General features: G+C 67.7%; 15 protein-coding genes. 9 read left to right on the top strand and 6 right to left on the bottom strand.

Translation table 11 applies throughout. The features are described from left to right. Positions 1–26 precede the first annotated feature (26 nt). From ENSA7_RS24425 to ENSA7_RS24415, 3 genes are all read right to left on the bottom strand, one after another. Complete coding sequence (locus ENSA7_RS24425) at positions 27–2969, bottom strand: DUF4215 domain-containing protein (protein WP_106091750.1); 2943 nt, start codon at positions 2967–2969, stop codon at positions 27–29. 117 nt (positions 2970–3086) lie between these two features. Then, on the bottom strand, positions 3087–3557 hold the full coding sequence (locus tag ENSA7_RS44090) for a hypothetical protein (RefSeq protein WP_181234058.1): 471 nt from the start codon (positions 3555–3557) through the stop codon (positions 3087–3089). 157 nt (positions 3558–3714) lie between these two features. Then, positions 3715–4542, bottom strand: a complete 828-nt coding sequence (locus tag ENSA7_RS24415; protein ID WP_106091749.1) for a hypothetical protein — start codon at positions 4540–4542, stop codon at positions 3715–3717. A gap of 130 nt (positions 4543–4672) precedes the next feature. On the opposite strand from ENSA7_RS24415, the gene ENSA7_RS24410 reads away from it, so the two are divergent. Next, positions 4673–6202, top strand: a complete 1530-nt coding sequence (locus tag ENSA7_RS24410) for a leucine-rich repeat domain-containing protein (RefSeq protein WP_146158085.1) — start codon at positions 4673–4675, stop codon at positions 6200–6202. A gap of 86 nt (positions 6203–6288) precedes the next feature. On the opposite strand, the gene clpB is transcribed toward ENSA7_RS24410, so the two are convergent. Beyond that, entirely contained in the window at positions 6289–8982 is a 2694-nt protein-coding gene (gene clpB, locus ENSA7_RS24405) for an ATP-dependent chaperone ClpB (protein WP_106091747.1), read from the bottom strand. Between the two features lie 164 nt (positions 8983–9146). Here clpB and ENSA7_RS24400 point away from each other — a divergent pair, with 164 nt between their 5' ends. Continuing rightward, the gene (locus ENSA7_RS24400; protein ID WP_146158084.1) at positions 9147–9638 is read left to right on the top strand and encodes a hypothetical protein; all 492 of its coding nucleotides are present in this window, start codon (positions 9147–9149) and stop codon (positions 9636–9638) included. Here the strand turns inward: ENSA7_RS24400 and ENSA7_RS24395 are convergent. Further along, the gene (locus tag ENSA7_RS24395) at positions 9623–9946 is read right to left on the bottom strand and encodes a hypothetical protein (RefSeq protein WP_146158083.1); all 324 of its coding nucleotides are present in this window, start codon (positions 9944–9946) and stop codon (positions 9623–9625) included. The two genes, ENSA7_RS24400 and ENSA7_RS24395, sit on opposite strands and share 16 nt — an antisense overlap. Before the next feature lie 445 nt (positions 9947–10391). On the opposite strand from ENSA7_RS24395, the gene ENSA7_RS24390 reads away from it, so the two are divergent. From ENSA7_RS24390 to ENSA7_RS24370, 5 genes are read left to right on the top strand one after another with little or no spacing between them, the layout of a single operon-like run. Continuing rightward, entirely contained in the window at positions 10392–11105 is a 714-nt protein-coding gene (locus ENSA7_RS24390; RefSeq protein ID WP_106091744.1) for a 2OG-Fe(II) oxygenase, read from the top strand. Positions 11106–11160: 55 nt separating this feature from the next. Continuing rightward, the gene (locus tag ENSA7_RS24385; protein WP_146158082.1) at positions 11161–11628 is read left to right on the top strand and encodes a hypothetical protein; all 468 of its coding nucleotides are present in this window, start codon (positions 11161–11163) and stop codon (positions 11626–11628) included. Between the two features lie 58 nt (positions 11629–11686). After that, on the top strand, positions 11687–12613 hold the full coding sequence (locus tag ENSA7_RS24380; protein WP_106091742.1) for a S1 family peptidase: 927 nt from the start codon (positions 11687–11689) through the stop codon (positions 12611–12613). Next, a complete protein-coding gene (locus ENSA7_RS24375) occupies positions 12610–13851 on the top strand; it encodes an RtcB family protein (RefSeq protein WP_106091848.1) in 1242 nt (413 codons plus the stop codon). The genes ENSA7_RS24380 and ENSA7_RS24375 overlap by 4 nt, the downstream gene beginning before the upstream one ends. A gap of 43 nt (positions 13852–13894) precedes the next feature. Further along, positions 13895–15439, top strand: coding sequence for a bifunctional GNAT family N-acetyltransferase/carbon-nitrogen hydrolase family protein (locus ENSA7_RS24370; RefSeq protein WP_106091741.1), 1545 nt, complete (start codon positions 13895–13897; stop codon positions 15437–15439). 36 nt (positions 15440–15475) lie between these two features. Here ENSA7_RS24370 and ENSA7_RS24365 read toward each other — a convergent pair whose 3' ends face one another. Next, complete coding sequence (locus ENSA7_RS24365; protein WP_106091740.1) at positions 15476–17017, bottom strand: serine/threonine-protein kinase; 1542 nt, start codon at positions 17015–17017, stop codon at positions 15476–15478. Positions 17018–17711: 694 nt separating this feature from the next. Between ENSA7_RS24365 and ENSA7_RS24360 the strand changes: the two genes are divergently transcribed. Then, a complete protein-coding gene (locus ENSA7_RS24360; RefSeq protein WP_106091739.1) occupies positions 17712–19637 on the top strand; it encodes a fumarylacetoacetate hydrolase family protein in 1926 nt (641 codons plus the stop codon). 59 nt (positions 19638–19696) lie between these two features. Continuing rightward, positions 19697–20759 (top strand): serine/threonine-protein kinase (locus ENSA7_RS24355; RefSeq protein ID WP_106091738.1); only part of this gene is annotated, 1063 nt, incomplete at its 3' end.

Below are 20759 nucleotides of genomic sequence, written 5' to 3'. Positions count from 1 at the left end.
GATATCGTTCGCGGGTTAGATGTCTGCTAGTTCCGGGTCTCCAGGAATCGGCCCCCGATCCACCAGCGGGAGTTGTCACTCGCTCGGACGGTAGCGAGCGAGCTCTCCAAAAAGGGTAGCGTCCTCACGCTCCACTGGCCCTGATGATAGTGAAAGATCTCGTTGGAGACCATCGCGCGAGTCCAGACGTCACCCGTTTCGTCGAGACCCAGCACGTTGAGGTTTTCGGGGGTGAATGGGTTCGGGCTGATATCGTGCTCCGTCCAATCGAGACCGTCCCACTGCAACACCGTGTCGTTGCCTCCGACAATCCAGATGTTGTCGGGTCCGGTGCCCTCGATCGCCGAAAAACTCGCGTTGTTGTCGAGTGGGATGTTTGGAACGACGGCCCAATCACTTCCGTTCCAATGATAGAGGGTCGCGGCGCCAGAGAGCATGTAGGCGTTGTCTGTGTCGATCGCGTAAACTCGGCCGCCGTTGAGGCCGGGGACAGTGGCGTCTGACCAAATGTTGTTCTGGAGGCGAAGTAGTCGGTAGACTCCACCGGAAGAGCCGGTGGCCCAGCCTTGCCCTTCGGCGAAGATCTCCAGCGACGAGATCTGCACGGTGGCGACCGGTACATTCTGTGGGATCCAGGCGTTGCCATCGAACTTCCACATCAAGCCGATGGGACGGGCGATCCAACCAGTATTGCCGAAACCGTCGATCCGCAACAGCTCTCCGGTGTTTAGGTTTTGTGTCTGAGTCCAGTCACTGCCGTCATAGTGGACGACCCTCCCGGTGGTGCTGCTAACTGCCCAGATGTCATCGTCGCTGCGGCGCCAGGCCCCACGCATGGGGAAGCTGAACTGATCGGATAGTGGGACTTCCGTGAGCCATCCGCTCTGCGGGCTGAGGCTCTGAATGCCGCCTTCTTCGTCCGTCGCAACCCGACGCTGGTCGTCGAGCTCCGTCATCGTATCGATCCAGTCCGTGGTCGACGCGGGCTTGACGTGCTCCCAGAAGTTTCCGTTGAAGCAGGACATGTACCCCTCATCGAACTCGTTGCCACCAACGGTGCAGCGCTTCCCCGGAGCGGGCCACCAGATGTCGTAGTACGCGTACGTAGGTAAACCGACATTCTTCCAGATCTGTCCGTCCCACTCGCGCTGAATACCGGTGCTCGTCACCGCCTGAATGTTGTTCTCATCAATGCCGCGGATGCGCACGAACCCCTGGTTGACCTGATCGTCGATTGCCCAGGTGTTGCCATCCCAGCGCAGGACCGTCCCCGAGGTCGTCACCGCCCAGATGTTGTCGTCGTCGGTGCCCCATAAGCTCGACACGTCCTCGACGACCGGGCAGGGGACCTCCTCCCACGTGTTGATGATGGTCCTGCGCAAGATGATGCCGTCTTCGGCCCCAATCCAAATCACCCCGGTTGGGCTACGCCAGACTCCCTCGACGTTGTAGGGCTGCTCGAAGTCGACGACTGCCCACCCCGAGCCGTCGTAGTGGTACATCTTCTGGATCTCGGTCGCCCAGATGTCGCCCTCCGGCGTGACGGCGTGGTCGAGCATCCACAAGCCTTGGCCAAAGGGAACTTCGTAGGACGTCAGCCAGCTGCCGTCGAAGTGGACGACGGATTGGCCGAGGAACCACACGTCATCATCGGCCAGGTTGACGATGGTTCGGAACCGATGGTCACTCCTCCCACCCCACGTGTTGGTGCGAAACAGCCAGTTGTTGGGTGGATTGGGCTCGGTCGTGCAGATCTGTGAGCAGCCGTCGCCGCCCACCATGTTGCCGTCGTCGCACTCCTCCAACCCCAGCCACAAGAAGCCGTCACCACAGATCGCGTTGGCGCACTGCGACGAGCAGGCGTCGTTGTCGTTGTCATTGTTGTCGTCGCAGTCTTCGACGTTTGCGTACTCGAAGCCGTCGCCGCAGTAGGCCGCGATGCAGGTCTCGGGACACGCGTCGGTGTTGTTCGCGTTGCCGTCATCACACTCCTCGTTGTTCGCCCATGTGTACCCGTCCCCGCAGCTCGCGTTCACGCAGGTGTTCAAGCACGCGTCGGTGTTGTCGAGGTCACCGTCGTCGCAGCTCTCGCCCGGGTGCAGGACGCCGTCGCCGCAGGTTGCGAGCGCGCACGCGTTTGTGCACTGGTCCTCGTCGACTGCGTTGCCGTCGTCACACCCCTCGCCAGGACCGAGATAGCCGTCGCCACATATCGCCTCGACGCAGCCCAGCACACAGTTGTCAGTGTTGTCATCGTTGGCATCGTCGCACTCCTCGTTGCCTGCCCAGATGTGTCCGTCGCCACACTCCGCGGACTCGCAGGTCTCCGTGCATGCGTCGGTGCTGTTGAGGTTGGCGTCGTCGCACTCTTCGTTGTCGGCCCAGGTGTAGCCATCGCCGCAAGTCGCGTGCGCACAGAGTTCTGGGCAGTCGTCGGTGTTGTCGGCGTTGCCGTCGTCGCAGGCTTCGAAGCCGGCCCACACGTGTCCATCCCCGCAGCTGGCTACGACGCAGGTGTTCAAACACTCGTCGGTGTTGTCGGTGTTGCCGTCGTCGCAACCCTCTCCGACTTGGACCATCCCGTCGCCACACGACGCCAACGCACACGTGTTGGTGCACGCATCGTCGTCGACCATGTTGCCGTCGTCGCAGCCCTCACCCGGCCCGACGTAGCCGTCGCCACAGGTCGACTCGAGGCAGTTGTCGAGGCAGTTGTCGGTGTTGTCGCTGTCGCCATCGTCACACTCCTCGTCGCCCTCGACGACGCCGTTTCCACACTCCTCCACAGCGTCGCCGTCTCCATCTCCGGGGTCGCCATCGCCGTCCCCACTCTCGTCCGCGTTGCCAGTGTCGGTCTCACCGCTCGTGCCAGCGTTGGCGACGGTCGTGTCATCGGTACAGGCAAGACTGCAAAGGAGAACGGGGAGGACGAAGCAGCGGGCAGTGTAGGGAGAGCTTCGACCGGGCATCGGCGCACTCTAGCTCAGCCGAAGGGCGTCGATCAGTTTGAATTGTGAATGAATTTCAATCGAGCCAAGCGAGCAAGACTGCGCATCAGCCCCCGACAAACACGGGACGAGCATCAGTCAGGTCCAGCAGCACGCGTACATGGCCGGGTCGTCCGGATTGGGCGACGCCGGGATCGGCTCGTCGCAGCCGAGGTCGAGGAACATCCCCCACTCACCGGTCATCGGGCACCAGGGATCCCCACCCAGGGCCGTAGCGCCCCCGCAACCACCTGCGACACAGGTCTCGCCGAGTCCTGCACAGACGTCGTCGCAAGTCCGCTGTGGATCCCAGTCCATGCAGCCTTGCCAGCATGGCTGGGCGGGACCCACGCAGCCGCATGTTCCGGGCGGATCACCATCGCCATCACCACATGGGCCGCCGCCGTCGTCGTCGCCGTCGCCACTCCAATCGCTGTCGCCGTCGCCGTCGCCATCACCGTCGCCGTCGCCGTCGCCATCCCCATCGCCGTCGCCGTCGCCGTCCCCGTCCCCGTCTCCGCCCTCCAACCCGGTCTCCGAGTCTCCACCGGCCTCGTCGACCGGTTCCACGACGCAAGCAGCCGCAAACGGTCCCAACGTGAGCAGTGAAATGCGCCTCATCTCGACCTAGTGCCAGCGGCCAGCGTTTCGATCATCACCCGAGCATCATTTATCAGTCGTCGGCGCGAGTTCGCGCGCCACCGATCCCGTTGGGTCCATCGACGAGTCACTCGGCTCGCGTGACGCTGCCGTCGACGTCGATCATCCAATGAGCGCTCGATCCGGTCATGACGGCGAGCTTGATCCGATAGTTGAGGGCAACCCAAACGTGCAGCTCGGTCGGGATCGGGTCGAGCAGGTGCGTGACGACGAGGGCCTCGAGGCTCGCGCCCTCGGGCATGCCTGCCGGGCGCAGCTCGAGCGCCAGCGCGGTCTTGCTGAACGCCCGCCAGTCGACGACCTGCGCGCCGTCGGCCGAGACCAGGAACTGATAGTGACGACCGAGCATCGCGAGGTTGGGATCGACGGTCGCTGCGATCATATAGACCGCCCAACGCGAGTCGGCGGTCGGGACCACGACGTGGTTGTAGCGCTCGGAGGTCGGCTCGAAGCTCGGGTGCTGGCTGGCGGTCGCGACCGCGCGCTGCTGCGCGGCGTTGCGCTCGGACAGCGGCGGCGGCTCGGCGGGCCGCTCGACCGTGCAGGCGCTGGCCTCGCTACAGCGCACGCGCAGCAGGCTGTGCGGCCCACCGTCGAGCTCGGCGACGAAGTGGACCAGGCTCGGATCATCGGCGTCGAGCACCCAGCCGCGCAGGACCTCCGCGTCCGCGGCCGTCAGCTGGGGCACGGCCGCGTCGCTGGCCCACCACGCGAACATGTCGCGGCGATGGATCTCGCGACCGGTCGCGGTCACCTCGGCGAGCGCGGACGCGAGCTCGGCGGGGTCGTCCGCCTCGGGTCGGTCCGTCGAGCGACCGCGCTCGCAGCCCAGCGTGTCTACGCCGACGACCGCGATGAGGGCCGCGATGAACAGACCTGTCCCATGTGTTCGCACCGTCGCAGCATCGCACGAGTCACGCGCAGCTTTCACGCCGTTCGCAACACCCGGGCGCTGTGCACCGTGACACTGAAAGCCTGCGTCTCCGATCCGGTTGCTCGTCGTGCCGTTCGCTCGCTGGATCGGGGTGGAAACACTCGCGCTCGTCCTGGCCGTGGGTGGCTGCACGCGAGATCGTGCCTCGCTCGAGCCGACGAGCGCCGGGCTCGAGGCCAGGGGTTGCGAGCGGCTGCTTGTGATTGGGATGCACGGGGTCGAGCGCTGTGTGCCCGAGCCGGGGCCTGATGAGATCCATCTTTGCGGGGTCAACGTGCGGCGCGACGCGACCGAGTTGAGGTGCCCCGACCTCGTCGAGGCTGACGACCTCGAAGGTGTCGAGCAACTCGAGCGGCTCGAGGTTCTGATCTGCGAGCATCGCTACTCGCTCGCCGACCAAACTCTCGAGCGGATCTCCGCGCTCTCCCATCTGCGCGAGCTTCGGCTGACCCGCGGCCAGATCACCGATCGCGGCCTGCTGTCGCTCCTGCGGCTCGAAGAGCTCGAGGTCCTCGATCTCGCGAGCACGAATATCACCGACGCCGGAATGGCGACCATCATCGGGCTCGCGCCGCTGACCGAGCTTGGGCTCCGGCACACGGCGGTGACGGATGCGGGCATGACGAAGCTCGTCGATCTGGGTGAGCTGCGGCGCCTCGACCTGCGTGGGACAGCGGTGACGAACGCGGGCTTGATTGAGCTCGAGCACACGCCGCAGCTCGAGGTGCTCGAGCTCGAGGACACGACCGTCGCCGACGCGGGGATGGTCGCGGTCGGCAAGCTTTCCCAACTGCGAACGCTGGGTCTGAGGGGAACCCCTGTTGGCGATGATGGCGTCGCTGCGCTCGCCCAGCTCGGGCGCCTACGCGAGCTCGACCTCGGTCACACGGCCGTGACGGACGCGGGCATGGCCACGGTCGGGCGTCTGCCTGTGCTCGAGGTCCTCGACCTACGTGGGACGCAGCTCGGCCCAGCGGGGGGCGCCGAACTCGTAGGCCTGACACAGCTGCGCGAGCTCGATCTCGACGGTGTGCCGCTCGGGGACGCGGGGGCGCGCCACCTCGCAGCGCTCGCCGGCTTGGTCAGCCTGCATGTCCACTACACCGGACTGAGCGACGCGGGCGCGGCTCGGCTCGCGCAGCTGAGCTCGCTGCGTCGACTCGACATCGGCGCGAACGACCTGACCAACGCGGGCATGGCTTGGCTAGCGAGGCTGACTGAGCTGCGCGAGCTCGACGTCAGCTCGAATGATCTGACTGGCGAGGGCGGGCTCGATCACCTCGCCAACCTTCGGGAGCTCGAGTCGCTCGGTCTGCACGACACGCGGATCGATGGCTCGGGCCTCGTGTACCTGACCGGGCTGGCCTCGCTGCGCAGGCTCGACCTTTCGTATACCCGGGTCGTCGATCGTCAGCTCGTCCACGTCGCTCAGCTCGAGCGACTCGAGTGGCTAGATCTCATGGGCGCCCGCGTCACTGGCCGCGGCCTCGTCCACCTGCGCCGGCTCACGCGCCTGCGCGAGGTGCTCGTCGAGTGGCAGCAGCTGCCCGCCCGCAGCATCGAGCGGCTCGAGCGGGCGGTGCCGGGCTGCGCGGTCGTCGAGATCTCGAGCAGTGATTGACAGGATGGGGCGGCGATCGAACTGGCCCGGCGCTCGCCGGCCACCGCGACTGACACTCCCAGGCGAAGTTGGCTCAGGTCGCGCCCCTACCCAGCCTCGCGCAGCGCCGCGGGCTTGGCCTCGAGGGCCAGACCGTCCGCGCCCGGATCCAGCGTGACCACGACAATGTCCCCTGGACTAAAGTCCCCCGCCAGGATCCCCCGCGACAGCGGCTCGAGGATCCGCCGCTGCAACAAGCGCTTGAGCGGTCGGGCGCCGAACTCGGGCTCATACCCACGATCCGCGAGCCAAAGCTTGGCCTCCTCGCTGACCTCGAGCTCGAGCTCGCGCCCGCGCAAGCGCTTGGCCACGCGGCGCAGCTGGATCTCGAGGATCCCCAGCATGTGCTCGCGCCCGAGCGGGTGAAACTGGATCACATCATCGAGGCGGTTGAGAAACTCGGGCCGAAACCGCTGACGCAGCAGCTTGGCCCGCGCGCGCTCGAGTTCGTCCTCGGGGAGCTCGGCCGCGAGCAGCTCGGATCCAATGTTCGAGGTCATCAAGATCAGCGTGTTGCGAAAGTCGATGGTCCGGCCCTGGCTGTCGGTCAGACGACCGTCGTCGAGCACCTGCAGCAGCAGGTTGAAGACCTCGGGGTGGGCCTTCTCGATCTCGTCGAGCAGGATCACGCTGTAGGGCTTGCGGCGCACGGCCTCGGTCAGCTGGCCGCCCTCGTCGTAGCCGACGTAGCCGGGCGGGGCGCCGATCAGGCGTGAGACCGAGAACTTCTCCATGTACTCGCTCATGTCGATGCGGACCACGTTGCGCTCGTCATCGAACAGGAATTCGGCGCAGGCCTTGGCGAGCTCGGTCTTGCCGACGCCGGTCGGACCCAAGAACAAAAACGATCCGATCGGGCGGTCGGGATCGCCGAGCCCAGCTCGCGCCTGACGGACGGCGGACGCCACGGCGGCGATCGCCTGGCCCTGGCCGATCACGCGCTTGTGCAGGTTGTCCTCCATCGCCAGCAGCTTGGCTTGCTCGCCCTGCAGCATCTTGGCGACCGGGATGCCCGTCCACTTGCTGACGATCTCGGCGATGTCTTCGTCGGTCACGACCTCGCGCAGGAACGAGCCGTCGGCCTGGGCCTCGTGGAGCTCGTCGCGGGCGGCGACGCGCTGGGCCTCGAGCTCGCGCAGGGTCCCGTAGGTCAGTTGTGAGGCGCGCTCGAGATCACCAGACTGCTGCGCTCGCGCGGCGTCGGCCTTGACCCGCTCGATCTGCTCGCTCAGCTGCTTGATCGCGCCGAGCCGGTCGCGCTCGGTCTGCCAGCGCCCGCGCAGGGCGGCCGCCTCTTCACGCAGGCCAGCGAGGTCCGACTCGACGGCGCGCAGCCGCTCGGTCTGGCGCTCTTGCCTCTGCTTGTCCTCGTCGCTCTGGCCGCCCAGCATCGCGCCCAGCTTGTCGCGCAGGCCGCCGCCCTTGGCCTCGCGCTCGAGCGCTTGACGCTCCATCTCGAGCCGCGTGATCCGACGCTCGAGCTCGTCGATCGGCAGCGGCACGCTCTCGACCTCCATCTTGAGCCGGGCCGAGGCCTCGTCGATCAGATCGATCGCCTTGTCTGGCAAGAACCGATTTTGGATGTAGCGATGGCTGAGATTGGCGGCGGCGATCAGCGCGGCGTCCTCGATCTGAATGCCGTGGTGAGCTTCAAATCGATCTCGCAGACCCCGGAGGATCGAGACGGTGTCCTCGACCGAGGGCTCGTCGATCATCACGGGCTGAAACCGGCGCTCGAGCGCTTTGTCCTTCTCGATGAACTTGCGGTACTCGTCGAGCGTGGTCGCGCCAATGCAGCGCAGCTCGCCGCGAGCCAGCGCAGGCTTGAGCATGTTGGCCGCGTCCTGGGTGCCCTCGCTGCCGCCGGCGCCAACTAAGGTGTGGAGCTCGTCGATGAACAGCAAGATCTGTCCATTGGCCTGCTCGATCTCGGTGAGCACGGCCTTGAGCCGCTCCTCGAATTCGCCGCGGTACTTGGCGCCCGCGACCAACGACGCGAGGTCGAGCTGGACAAGCCGGCGATCTTTGAGCGACTCGGGCACGTCGCCGGCCGCGATCCGCAGCGCGATGCCCTCGGCGATCGCGGTCTTGCCGACTCCGGGATCGCCGATCAGCACGGGGTTGTTCTTGGTCCGCCGCGACAACACCTGGATCGCGCGGCGGATCTCCGCGTCGCGACCGATCACCGGATCGAGCTTCTGGGCCCGGGCCAACCCGGAGAGATCACGGGTGTACTTGGCGAGGGCCTCGTAGGTGCCCTCGGGATCTTCGGTGGTGACGCTCTGGCTCCCGCGCATCTCTTGCAGGGCCGAGAGCACCAGCTCGCGCGAGGCGCCGAGCTCTCGCAGGATCCGCGTGGCCTTGATCTGCGCCTTGTCGGCCCTGTCCGAGAGCATCGCTAGGACCAGGTGCTCGCTGCTGATGAACTTGTCCTTGAGTGCCTCGGCCTCGTCGGCGGCGAGATCGAGGGTGGCGTGCAGCTCGCGCGAGACGCTGAGATCCGCGCCGCTGACCTGCGAGCGCTTGCCGAACTCCGTCGAGACGGCCCGCTCGATCGCCGCTCCGTGCACGCCCGCGCGCTCGAGCAGCGGACGGACGAGGCCGCCGTCTTGCGAGATCGCGGCGATCAACAGGTGCAGGCTGTCGACCTGTGCGTGGTGGAGATCGCGGGCCATGGCCTGGGCGTGGGCGATCGCGTGACGGGTCTTGACCGTCGCCTTCTCGGGATTGAATGCCGCCATTGTCGATAGCTCTCTCTGCGCCCGTCCGGACGCGGGGTTGGGGGCTCGCTGGACCGGGGCCCCTGGTGCGCCGCGAACGTGGGCATCTGATCTGCCGACGCAACCCCAGCGTGACCTGACGCGCGAGCTTGCCTCAGTTGGTGAACGCGGCCATCCTGGGCGCAATGTTCTCGCTCTTCGCGACCGTGCTGTGGGCGGGGACGACGATCGCCGCGGCGCCGCCCGGGGACGAGCCGCCGCCCGGTGGCTACTGGACCCTCGGTGAGCAGCGCGAGCGGCAGGGCGAGCCGCACGACGGTGAAGACGAGCTGACGATCGGCGCGGTGCTGTTCTCGCTCGGGCTGCTGCGGACGGGGGCCGGGGTGCTGAACATCTGGATGGCCGACCAACCCTCGATGTGCTCCGACCCTGAGCAAGGCTGCTCGTCCCTGCGCGCGTTCGGCTGGGCCGGCCTGGGTGAGGGCGGGCTGCTGACGGGCACCGGGATCGTCTACCTCGCGATCGGTGCGTCGCGTCGCTCCCAGCATCAACGCTGGGAGCGAGGCGAGCCGCTCGTCCAGCGCTTGCAGCTGAGCCCATGGCTCGACGCCTCGCGCGGGCCGGCGGGCTCCGTTCGGCTCACGGGCGGCGGCGCGTGTGTTCAGCTGCGCTTTTGAAGGTCCACGCTGAGGCGCTGCTCGGGCTCGGCGGCCGCGAGCTCGGCCGCGGCGGTGTCCTGCGCGGCGTCCAACAGCAGCGAGAGGACCCCGGCGTGGGTCAACCCGTAGCAGTCGGGCTCGCGGCTGGCTGCGATCCACAGGGCCATCAGCGCGAGCGCCAGGTTGGGCTCGGGTCGCAGCAGCAGCCGCTTGGCTTCCTCGAAGTACGCGCTGGCCTCTGGATCAATGACCCGGCGCTCGTACCTGGCGGTGAGCCTCGCGACCGCGGCCCCCTCGTCAAAGCTGAGCTGCACGAGCGTCAGCACCGATTGGAGGTGAGCGCTAGCGCGCTCGACGGTCTCTTGGACTAACATTAACTCGGGCATCGACCTCATCAGTGCTGGCTCCTATGAGTTCGTTGTCGCATCAGGCTGTATGATCGGAAATTGGCACCTGAGAATACTCACTGTCCCAGAGTGGGCCGGTTTGGCACGGTCAGCGCAAGGTCTACGGGGCAAATGAGGGATTGTGTAGGTGAAAGCTTTGCTGTGATTGACCCAAAGATCACTAGTGGCGAATTGCCCCGTTCGTTGATGTGATTTGGCAGACGTCTGCTCGCGCGGGCATTTGGGCGCAGCATTTACTCACTGTCGCGGTGCTCGCCACCCTGGGTTCGCTCGGTATCGCGACCCAGCCGCTGGGGGCGCCAGCCCAACGCGCGACGGTGGGCCGGCTTGCGGTGGGCCTGGCCAGCTGGAATCGTCCCGGCCAATGTCGGCCACGATCGACCACCCCAGCTTTCGCGTCATCGATGATTTCCTCGAGGAGGACGCGTGGACCGAGGTCTGGAGCCACTTTCAGTTCCTCGAGCTGCTCCCGGTCACTCGCAGCCGCGGCGCGTGGAAGCTCGACGATGGCGTGCCGCTCGGCGGCCACGAGCTGTGTACCGACGACCGCAGCGCCGAGCCGCGCCACGATCCGGGGCGACCGCAGCGCTACCCGAGCCAGACCCCGATCGATCGGGTCATCCACGCGCTGCTGACCCGGCCCGAGCTGTACGAGGGTCTGGTCGCCGACACCTGGGACCGACTCAGCGCCCGCCCCTACGTGTACCCCCACGGGACCGGGCTGTCGTGGCACGTCGACGATCACGAGCTCTATGCGGGCGCGTTCATCTATTACGCGCACCCGCACTGGAACGCGCACTGGGGTGGGGAGCTCCTGATCGGCGAACTCGGCGAGCTCGGAGATCCCGACCCCGAGGCAGACGCCGAGCCCGAGCTCCCGATCATGGCCTATCGGTTCGAGACCGAGCCCTACTCCGAGCGCCTGCTCGACATGGGCTGCGGCAGCTTCGTGATGCCCAAGCCCAACCGCCTGGTGCTGCTCGCTGGTGCCCCCCACATGATCGCGCCGGTCAGCCCGGCGGCCGGGCACAACGTGCGCGCGAGCGTCTCGGGCTTCTTCCTCGAACGCGTCAGCTGAGTTTTGCCTGACGTCGTGCGATTGAGGGACACATGAGGCACGATGGAGCCCGCCCATGGCTCGCCCTGTTCCCGTCTCGCTGTCCAAGCTTCACCCGGTGCGCTTCCCCGACCGGTGCCCCGTGTGCGGCAAGGCCTCGCCTGGGCACACGCTCGCGCTCGTCGAATTCTTTGGGTTCTACCGGCCGGTGTCCGATGACGTGCTGGCGCGCTGGCAGTCGCAGCTGCCGGTCTGCAAGGATCACGTGAAGCGACTTCGGCTCGCGCGGCTGAGCGATCTGCTCTCGGTCGCCGGGTTCGCGCTGGCCGGGTTCGCGGGGTTGCTCTACCTCACCGACCGATTCGAGTGGTTTGCCGCAGGCTGGTGGTCGTGGGCGTTGGTGCTCGCGGCCGGGCTGCTGCCGATCGGGTTGATCCGGCTGGCCCTGCGGCCAATCTTCGACGTCTCGCCCGACGACGACCTCGTCGAGTTCGAGCTGCGCAGCCCGACCTACACCAAGGAGTTCATCGCGCTCAATCGCTAGAATTTTCGCCCGAACCGCAGGGTGTCTGGCAGCGGCATCGCCGGTATGCTGCGTGTTCATGCCGTTGCTTGCGCTGGTGCTCGCTAGTACGTGGTTCGCGGGGGGCCCGATCCCCGGTCCCGGCCACATCGATCACGATCCCCCAGGTCCGTTGATCTACGGCGGTGAGGAGGTCGAGCCGGGCGCGTGGCCGGCCGTGGTCGCGGTCCAGACCGACAAGCTGTGCACAGGCACCTTGGTCGCGCCCAACCTGGTGCTGACGGCGGCCCACTGCTTTGACCCGGCGCCCTCGGGCGAGGTCCGGATCAGCTTTGGTGACGACCGGCTCAGCGGCGTACAGATCATGTCGAGCGAGTGGGGGAGCCACCCGGAGTTTTGCTTGCCGTCGGAGTGCGGCGAGGATCTGCACGACTTCGCGTGGGTCCGGCTGCCGGGCGACATGCCGATCGCCCCGATCTTGCCGATCACCAACCAGGCCGAATTCGACGAGCTGATGCAGGTCGGTCACGAAGCGATCTTCGTGGGCTTCGGCGAGGACGAGGACGGCGTGGTCGGGATCAAGCGCGAGGTCGAGGCGACGCTGACCTCGTTCAACGAGTCGGGTCGAGAGTTCCGGGCCGGCGGTGGCGGCAGCGACACCTGCCGCGGGGACTCGGGGGGCCCGGCGCTGGTCAAGCTCGCCAGCGGCGAGTGGCGGCTCGGTGGCGTGATCTCGCGCGGGGGCGACTGTGGGCTGGGTGGCATCTATGGCGTGCCGCTGCCGGAGCTGTGCTGGCTGCGTGACGACAGCGGCGTGGATCTGCTGCCCAGCGGCTGCGACCAGTGTGACTGCGTCGCGCTCCTGGGCGAGCAGGCCGACGACGGCTGTGGCTGTGAGACCCGCGGCGGGTCCTCGCCGGACACGCCCCCGCGCATGTCGTGGTGGGTGCTGCTGCAGCTGGGGCTGGTCGCGGGTCTCGGTGCTAGGTTGTGGTGGCGACGATGACGACGACGACGACGACGAACTACGAGGTCGACAACCACGAGGGCGCGGTCCCGGTCAAGCGCTGGACTCACGGGGTCCCGATCGAGGACGCGGCGCTGCGGCAGCTGGCCAACGTCGCGCGCTTGCCCTTCGTCCACAAGTGGGTCGCGGCGATGCCCGACGCGCACTGGGGCATGGGCGCCACGATCGGCTCGGTGATCCCGACCAAGGGCGCGATCGTGCCAGCGGCGGTCGGCGTGGATCTCGGCTGCGGGATGATGGCGGTCGAGACCTCGCTGCGCGCCGAGGATCTGCCCGACACGCTCGCGCCCGTGCGCGCGGCGATCGAGCGGGCGGTGCCCCACGGTCGCAGCAACAACCGCCGCAGTCGCGACAGCGGCGCGTGGGGCGACATCCCCGACCGGGTGGGGAAGCGCTGGGCGACCGAGCTGTCGGCCCGGTTTGACGTGATCGTCGACAAGCACCCCAAGATCGCCGACGCCAACCACGTCGTGCACCTCGGCACGCTCGGGACCGGCAACCACTTCATCGAGCTGTGCCTCGACGAGCGCGAGAAGGTGTGGGTGATGCTGCACTCGGGCTCGCGCGGGGTCGGCAACCGGATCGGCTCGTACTTCATCCGGCTCGCCCGCGAGGAGATCCGGCGATGGTTCATCAACCTCCCCGACGAGAACCTCGCGTACTTTCCCGAGGGCACCGATCACTTCAACGACTACGTGCAGGCGGTCGGGTGGGCCCAGGACTTCGCGCGGATCAACCGCGAGCTGATGATGGCGGCGGTGCTGTCCGCGCTCGAGCAGGCCCCGGGGCTGCGGCCATTCTCGACCCCGAGCGTGGCCGTGAACTGTCATCACAACTATGTCGCGCGGGAGCACCACTACGGCGCCGACGTGTGGGTCACCCGCAAGGGGGCGGTGCGCGCCGGGGAAGGGGAGTACGGGATCATCCCCGGCAGCATGGGCGCCAAGTCCTTCATCGTGCGCGGCAAGGGCAACCCCGAGAGCTTCTGCTCGTGCAGTCACGGGGCCGGCCGGGCGATGTCCCGGACCGAGGCACGCAAGCGCTTCAGCGTTCAGGATCACGCCGAGGCCACCAAGCACGTCGAGTGCCGCAAGGACGAGGGGGTGATCGACGAGACCCCGGCCGCCTACAAGCCGATCGAGGCCGTGATGGCCGCGCAAGCCGACCTGGTCGAGATCGTCCACACCCTGCGTCAGGTCGTGTGCGTCAAGGGCTGAGCGGGCCAACCGACGCGTCACGGGGTGTGGTAAGGCTGCCGCGATGGCAACCAGTCGGACCCGAGACAAACAGCTCGTCGTCGTACGCAAGCTCCGCAAGCGAGATCTCGAGCAGGTTCGAGACCTCCAGCGGGAGTGCTTCCCCGGCATCGCGCCCTGGTCCAAGGCTCAATTCAACCGTCTGATCGAGCTGTTCCCGGACGGCCAGATCTGTGTGGATCTCGACGGCAAGATCGTCGCCACGTCCAGCTCGCTGCTCGTCAACGGCGCCGCGTACACCCAAAACCACACGTTCAAGGACGTGGAGATCATGGGGACGGCGGCCGCCTTCGACCCCGAGGGCGACACGCTGTACGGCATCGACATCGCCGTGCGCCCGCGCAGCCGCGGTCAGCGGTTCGCTCGACGCCTCTACGAAGCTCGCAAGGAGCTGGCCCGAACCCTCAACCTCCGGCGCATGCTCATTGGCGGGCGCGTGCCCAATTTCCACAAGCACGCCAGCGAGCTGTCGATCCACGACTACGTGGCGCAGGTCGTCCGCAAGCAGATCCGCGACGCGACCCTCAACGCCCAGCTCGCCAACGGGTTTGCGATCCGCCGGGTGCTGCCCAACTACCTGCCCTCGGACACCGAGAGCTGCGGCTACGCGGTGCTCATGGAGTGGCTCAACCCGCACTACACGCCGCCCCAGGGGCTCGCGCCCGACTCGGTCCGGGTCGCGACGGCGAACTACCAGATGCGCTCGGTCGGGAGCTTCGAAGAGTTCGCGACCCAGTGCGAGTTCTTCATCGACACGGCGGCCGACTATCACTGTGACTTCGTGCTGTTCCCCGAGCTGCTCACCAACCAGCTCCTGGGCCTGTTGCCGCCCGAGCGCCCGGCGCTGCAGGCCCGCAACCTCGACCGGTTCACCGAGAAGTACATCGACTATTTTCAGCGCAGCGCGATCAAATACAACGTCAACGTGATCGCCGGCAGCCACCTCACCGTCGAGAAGGGCCGGCTGTTCAATATCGCGTACTTGTTCCACCGCGACGGGCGGGTCGAGAAGCAATACAAGCTCCACATTACCCCGGCCGAGCAGCGCTGGTGGGGCGTCGAGCACGGCAACGACGTCCAGGTGTTCGAGACGGACATGGGCAAGGTCGCAATCTTGATCTGCTATGACGTCGAGTTTCCCGAGCTCGCTCGGGTCGCGGCCGGTCGCGGGGCCCGGATCATGTTCATCCCCTACAACACGGACATTCGCGCGGCCCACATCCGCGTGCGCTCGTGCGCGGCGGCCCGCTGCATCGAGAATCACGTCTACGCCGTGCTCTCGGGCCCGATCGGCAACCTCCCGCAGGTCGAGGGCGCCGACATCCACTACGCGCAGGCGGCCATCCTCACCCCCTCGGACATCCAGTTCCCGCGCGATGGGATCGCCGCGCAGGCCAACGAGAACGTCGAGGCGCTGATCATTCACGACCTCGACATGGCCGTGCTCCGGCGCACCCGCAAGCTCGGCAGCGTGCGGCCGTGGGTCGACCGGCGCACGGATCTGTACAAGGTCATGATCAAAGACGGGGACACGCCGACCGAGTATTGACGAGCCCGCAGTCGGGCTTGCAGTCGGCCTGGTGCGTCAACGATGGGCGACGTGACAGGTCGGCTGACCCGCAGCCTTGGCGGGCAGCTGTGTGGGCTGAGCGGTGTCCGTGGCGCCGCTGGGCGGGGCTTCGATGACATCGAGGGTTGGCCTGTCGACGGCCGGCATCACGGATTTGTCGGCGGCGAGCAGCTGCACGAGCAGCACGAGCACGGCGATGAGCAGGATCAACGCCGTCGCGCCGCCAACGAACGCCAGCCAAAACGACCAGGTCAAGCTGTCGTGGCTGTGGTCGGCGCCAGTGCGGGTGTTGGCGTCGGCGAGCGGGGTCGACACGCTGTCCTCACCGGTCTCGGACAGCTCGTGCTGCTCGGCCCGGTCGATGTGTACGCGGAGACTCGACTGGGCTGGCAGGATCTCGGTGGCCTCGATCCGATCGTGGTGATCGCTCCCGTGGGTGGGGCTGACGGCCAACCCCGTCGGTGGCTCCGAGGTGGGGCGACGCGGCGGATCGGGCTCGGTGATCTCGCGGTGCGGATCGGGCACCGCTGAGCCGCTCGCGCCCGCATGACTCGAGCGGTTGGCGGGGCTCGAGTCCGCCGGGTCAGGACCGACCTGCGCGGGCAGCCCGTGCACGTGGACGTCATCACTCGCTTGCAGCAGCTGCGTGACCCCCGAGCGGCGCCGGCCGATCAGGCGCGCGTAGCTGGTCTTGAGCCGCTCACCCGCCGCGAGGTAGCGGGGGCAGTGTTCGATCAGCACGGCTCGCGCCTCGCTGGCGCGCGGCCGATCCCGGTGATCGGTCGCAATCATCCGCCGCCGCAGCGCATCGAGCCAGCCGGGGACGTCAGCGCGGGAGAGCGGCGGCGGCGGGCCATGGAGCACGCGCTCGCGAAATTGATCGGGGGTACAGCCGTCGAGGAAGCGCTTGCCGTCGAGCATCTCGTGGAGCACGACGCCGAGCCCGTAGATGTCGGTCTCGCGCTTGGGATCGCCAGACAGCTGCTCGGGCGACATGTATCGCGGGGTCCCGATCGCCCGGGCCATGGGGCCAGCGGTGGCGGCGAATCGTGCGATCCCAAAGTCGGTGAGCTTCACCTCGCCGCTCGACGAGATCATGATGTTCCCGGGCGTGACGTCCGAGTGGATGATGCCCGCGTCCGCGCCCCCGACCGTGCGCTCATGGGCGTAGTCGAGGGCGGCCAGCACCTCGCCGACGATGAAGGTGGTGATCTCGATGTCGAGCGGGACCTGCTCCTCTTTCTCGGCTTCTTTGAGGAAGCTGCGCAGGTCGATGCCGTCGACCCGCTCCATGACCAGGAACGGCCGCCCGCCCTTGTCGGTGCCGATGTCGATGACCTTGACGATCCGGCTGTGGTCGAGCTGCGTGGCGATCCGGGCCTCATCGAAGAACAGCTGCCGCTCGCGGGTGGTCTCGGTGAAGTCGAGATGCAGCAGCTTGATCGCGCATGGCACCACCACATGGTTCTCTTTGATCCGCGCGGCCTCCCAGACCTCGCCCATGCCCCCGCGGCCAAGCCGTCTGAGCAAGCGGTACTCGTTGTTGAGCATGTGCATGCGAGTGCGCCGAGAGAACAGGATGTAGCCGATACGGGTGAGCGGGGAGCAGAGCTTATTCCAAGATCGAAAAGTGGCATTGATCCGCTCCACCTGCAAAGCCGGCTGGCCACGCGCAGGACGGGGTTCCGTGCGTGGCGCGCGGTGCAGCAGCGCCGCGGCCGTGAGTCGCAATGGTTCACGTTAATCGGCATTTTGACAGTTCGGGCGATCGCACGGGGTGCGCAATACGAGCGGCGATGACCGGTCCGACGTCGAGAACGTTGTAGGCACGCCGGTTGCGGCCGGCCGTGCGCGCTGGCGGCGTGGCGCAAGCGGTGCTGATCAGGGCCGGCGCGGACGCGGATGCGGGTATGGAACGCTCCCACCATTCGTATGTGGCGACTACATCGAGATCGAGATCGACGGCGAATACCTCGGGTCCGGTAGCAAAGATTGCAGAGACCGCCCACGCGTGCGGCAGCGATTGCCGTCAGCGGCAACGCAGATACTGGTCAACGTGGCGGCGCGCGAGCGTCGTTGGCGGGTGGCTGACCCGGTCCCCCGGGGCGACTTGCAAACGAGTCCGAAGTCCTCTCGCAGCGTCGCTGCGATCTCTGGATCTCTAGATCTCTAGGCCCGCGCGGCGCATGCACACAAGCAGCGACGCGTGGCTGTGGGGTCTGCGGTTACCTGATACGATCGGTCCGCCATCATGATCGCCTCGGTACAAGCCAACCGGTCGCAGTGGTCGGGTCGCGGATTCGAGATCTGGTTCTTCGTCGTGCTCGTGCCCGGGGTCGAGCGAGCGCTGTGGGTCCGCTTCACCCGGTTCGCGAGTGACAGCTCGAGCGACGCGCGAGTGTGGGCGGTGGTGTCCGAGCGCGGCACGACCACGGCCGCGCGCGAGATCCACTCGCTCGGCGCGATGTCGACCGAGGCCGCCGCGGGTGAGTTTCGGGTCCGGGTCGGCGACGCCGAGCTTGGCCACGGGCACTCCAAAGGTAGCTGTGTGGGCGGCAAGTCGGCGATCCGCTGGGACCTGCGCTACGAGGCCACGGAGCCGGTGATCGAGCGCGTGCCCAAGCTGCCGGGGTTCGTGCCGGTGGGGACCCACGCGACCCACCCGCACGCCGACGCGGCCGTGACCGGCTGGGTCGAGCTCAACGGGCAGCGGCTCGATCTCGACGGCGGCTTGCTCACCCAGATGCACCTCTGGGGTCAGCAGCGGCTCGAGTGGCTGCGCTGGATCTGGGCGCCGCGCTTCACCACCCACGACGCCACGCTCGAGCTGACCGCGGTCGCGCCCAAGGCAGGCGGCGCCAACCTGTGCGCGCTGTGGGCCCAGATCGACGACGAGGTGGTCGACAACACCAGCTTGACCAAGTCGGCGCGGGCCAGCGTGGAGTCGATCCGGGCGGGCGTGCTGCATCACGCCACCACGTACTCGGGCGGACGGCTGCTGCTGCGTGGGTGGGCTCCGGCGGCGACCTACGCGGGCTGGGACTATCGCAAGCTCGCGGGCGGCGATCTTCACGTCGCGCAGACCAACCTCGCGCAGGTCGAGATCGAGCTGTACGAGCGGGTCGGCCTGGGCTGGCTGCCGAAGACCCGACTGCGCTCGACCTGCGCGGCGATCGAATTTCATGGGCCGGAGGACTACGAGGACTTCGCGTACGTCGGCTGGGACGAGACCGAGGCCAAGCCGCGCGCCCGGGCGGTCACGTCGACCTCGCCGCCGGCCGATCCAGCAGCTGGGCCGCCGGAGCCGGGCGAGTGGATCGACACGCCGGCGCCCGCGGCGATCATCGCCCTGGGGCTGACGTACAAGGCCCACGCCAAGGAGACGGCGAGCGGGCTCGACCCGGTCGTGTTCGCCAAGGATCCCGCGGTCTGGAGCCCCGGTGATGGCGAGCTGCTGCGGCCGTCGTCCCCGCGCCTGCGCGCGGTGATCGAGGCGCTCGATCCTGCGCTGGCCGAGGCCATGCGCCCGTTCGGGTTCGTGCCCGCCATGCTCGACTACGAGGTCGAGCTCGGCCTGGTGCTGCTCGATGGCCTCGAACACCCGAGCAAGATCGACGAGCTGGCCAGCGGCGGTCGGGTCGCGCTGGTCGTCGCCAACGATGTGACCGCGCGCAGCGTGCAGATCCTCGGCGAGGGCCAAGACGATCGGCTGGCGTACTGGACCGCGGCCAAGTCGCTGCCAGGGTTCGCCCCAACGACGGCGCGGGCGTTTGTACCCGAGCAGTTCAACCTCGACGCCTGGCCAGCGCTGCGGCTCGAGACTCGGGTCAACGGTGCGGTCCGGCAGGACGCCGGGCTGGACCTGCTGATCGAGACCCCGCGCCAGATGTTGAGTCGTGTGTGCGAGGCCCGCGGGGCGATCTCGCCGGGCACCTTGTTGCTGACTGGGACCCCATCTGGCGTCGCGTTCTCGGTTCCGCGGTGGAAGCGGATCATGGGCGAGCGCCTGCTGGACCGGCTCGGCAGGTTGCGGGCGGCGATCGGCAGCTTCAGCGCGTCGACCATGTTCCTGCGGCCCGGCGACGTCGTCGAAGTTCGCGCGGGCTACCTCGGTTCGATCGTGCGCGTCGTCGGCGTGGAGCCGGATGGGCTCGGCGGCGACCCGCACCCGCGCTGACGGTGCCGCCGGAGCCAGCGGTCGGGGCCAGCGAAGAGCGGTACACTCCGACCCCAAGGATGGTCGAGTCCCGAGATCCACCCGCTGGCGCAGACACGATCGTGAGCCCGGCGGCGCACGACGACGCGACGGTGACGGCGGACGCAGACCAGGCGACGATCGTGGGGTCGGACCAGGATCTGACCGGCCACCAACGAGTGGGGCCGGGCTCGATGCTCGGCGCCTACAAGCTCGATCGCAGGCTCGGCGCGGGCGGCATGGGCGAGGTGTTCGCGGCCCGCAAGGGCAAGCACGGCCCGTTGGTCGCGCTCAAGGTGCTGTCGGACATTCACGCGGCCCGCCTGTATCGATTCAAGCGCGAGTTTCGAGCGCTCGCGGACGTCAAGCACGACAACCTGATCGCGCTCGACGAGCTGGTCGTGCTGCCCAGCGGCCAGGCGTTCTTCACGATGGAGCTGGTCGACGGCGAGTCGTTCGTCGACTACGTCCGCGGCGACACCCCCGAGGGCCAGCTGCCCAACCTGGTCCGGCTCGAGCTCGCGCTCGGTCAGCTGATCGCAGGTGTCCACCACCTCCACCTCGCCCGCTGCGTCCACCGGGATCTCAAGCCTTCGAACGTGCTGGTCACCCGCGAGGGGCGGGTGGTGATCCTCGACTTTGGGGTCGTCTCGGAGCTGTCGGAGGTCGACGACGGCATGACCCGCGAAGGCCAGATGATGGGCACGCCGGCCTACATGGCGCCGGAGCAAGCCGGCGGTGAGGTGGCCGGGACCGCGGCCGATTTCTATGCGCTGGGCACCATGCTGTTCGAGTGCCTGACCGGCGCGCTGCCGTTCACGGGCTCGGTGATCGACATCCTGGTCAGCAAGCGCCACGGTGAGATCCCCGATCCGTCGTCGCGCCTGGATCCGGGGGTGACCCGCGGTGGCCAGGTCGAGACCCTGCTCGATCTGTGTCGCCGCGCCCTGCAGGTCGCGCCCGAAGATCGTCCGAGCAGCGAGGAGTTGGTCGCGTACGCCAGCCGGGTGTCGGCGTCGCGTGTCAGCCCGGCCGAGCGTCGGGCCAAGACCACGCCCCCGCCGGTCGCGGGCGGCGGGGGGACCCCGGCGGCGCCGTCCGCCG

Origin of the sequence: Enhygromyxa salina (genome assembly GCF_002994635.1) — a bacterium.
GTDB lineage: Bacteria > Myxococcota_A > Polyangia > Nannocystales > Nannocystaceae > Plesiocystis > Plesiocystis salina_B.
This window is presented reverse-complemented; position numbering and strand designations above follow the sequence as displayed.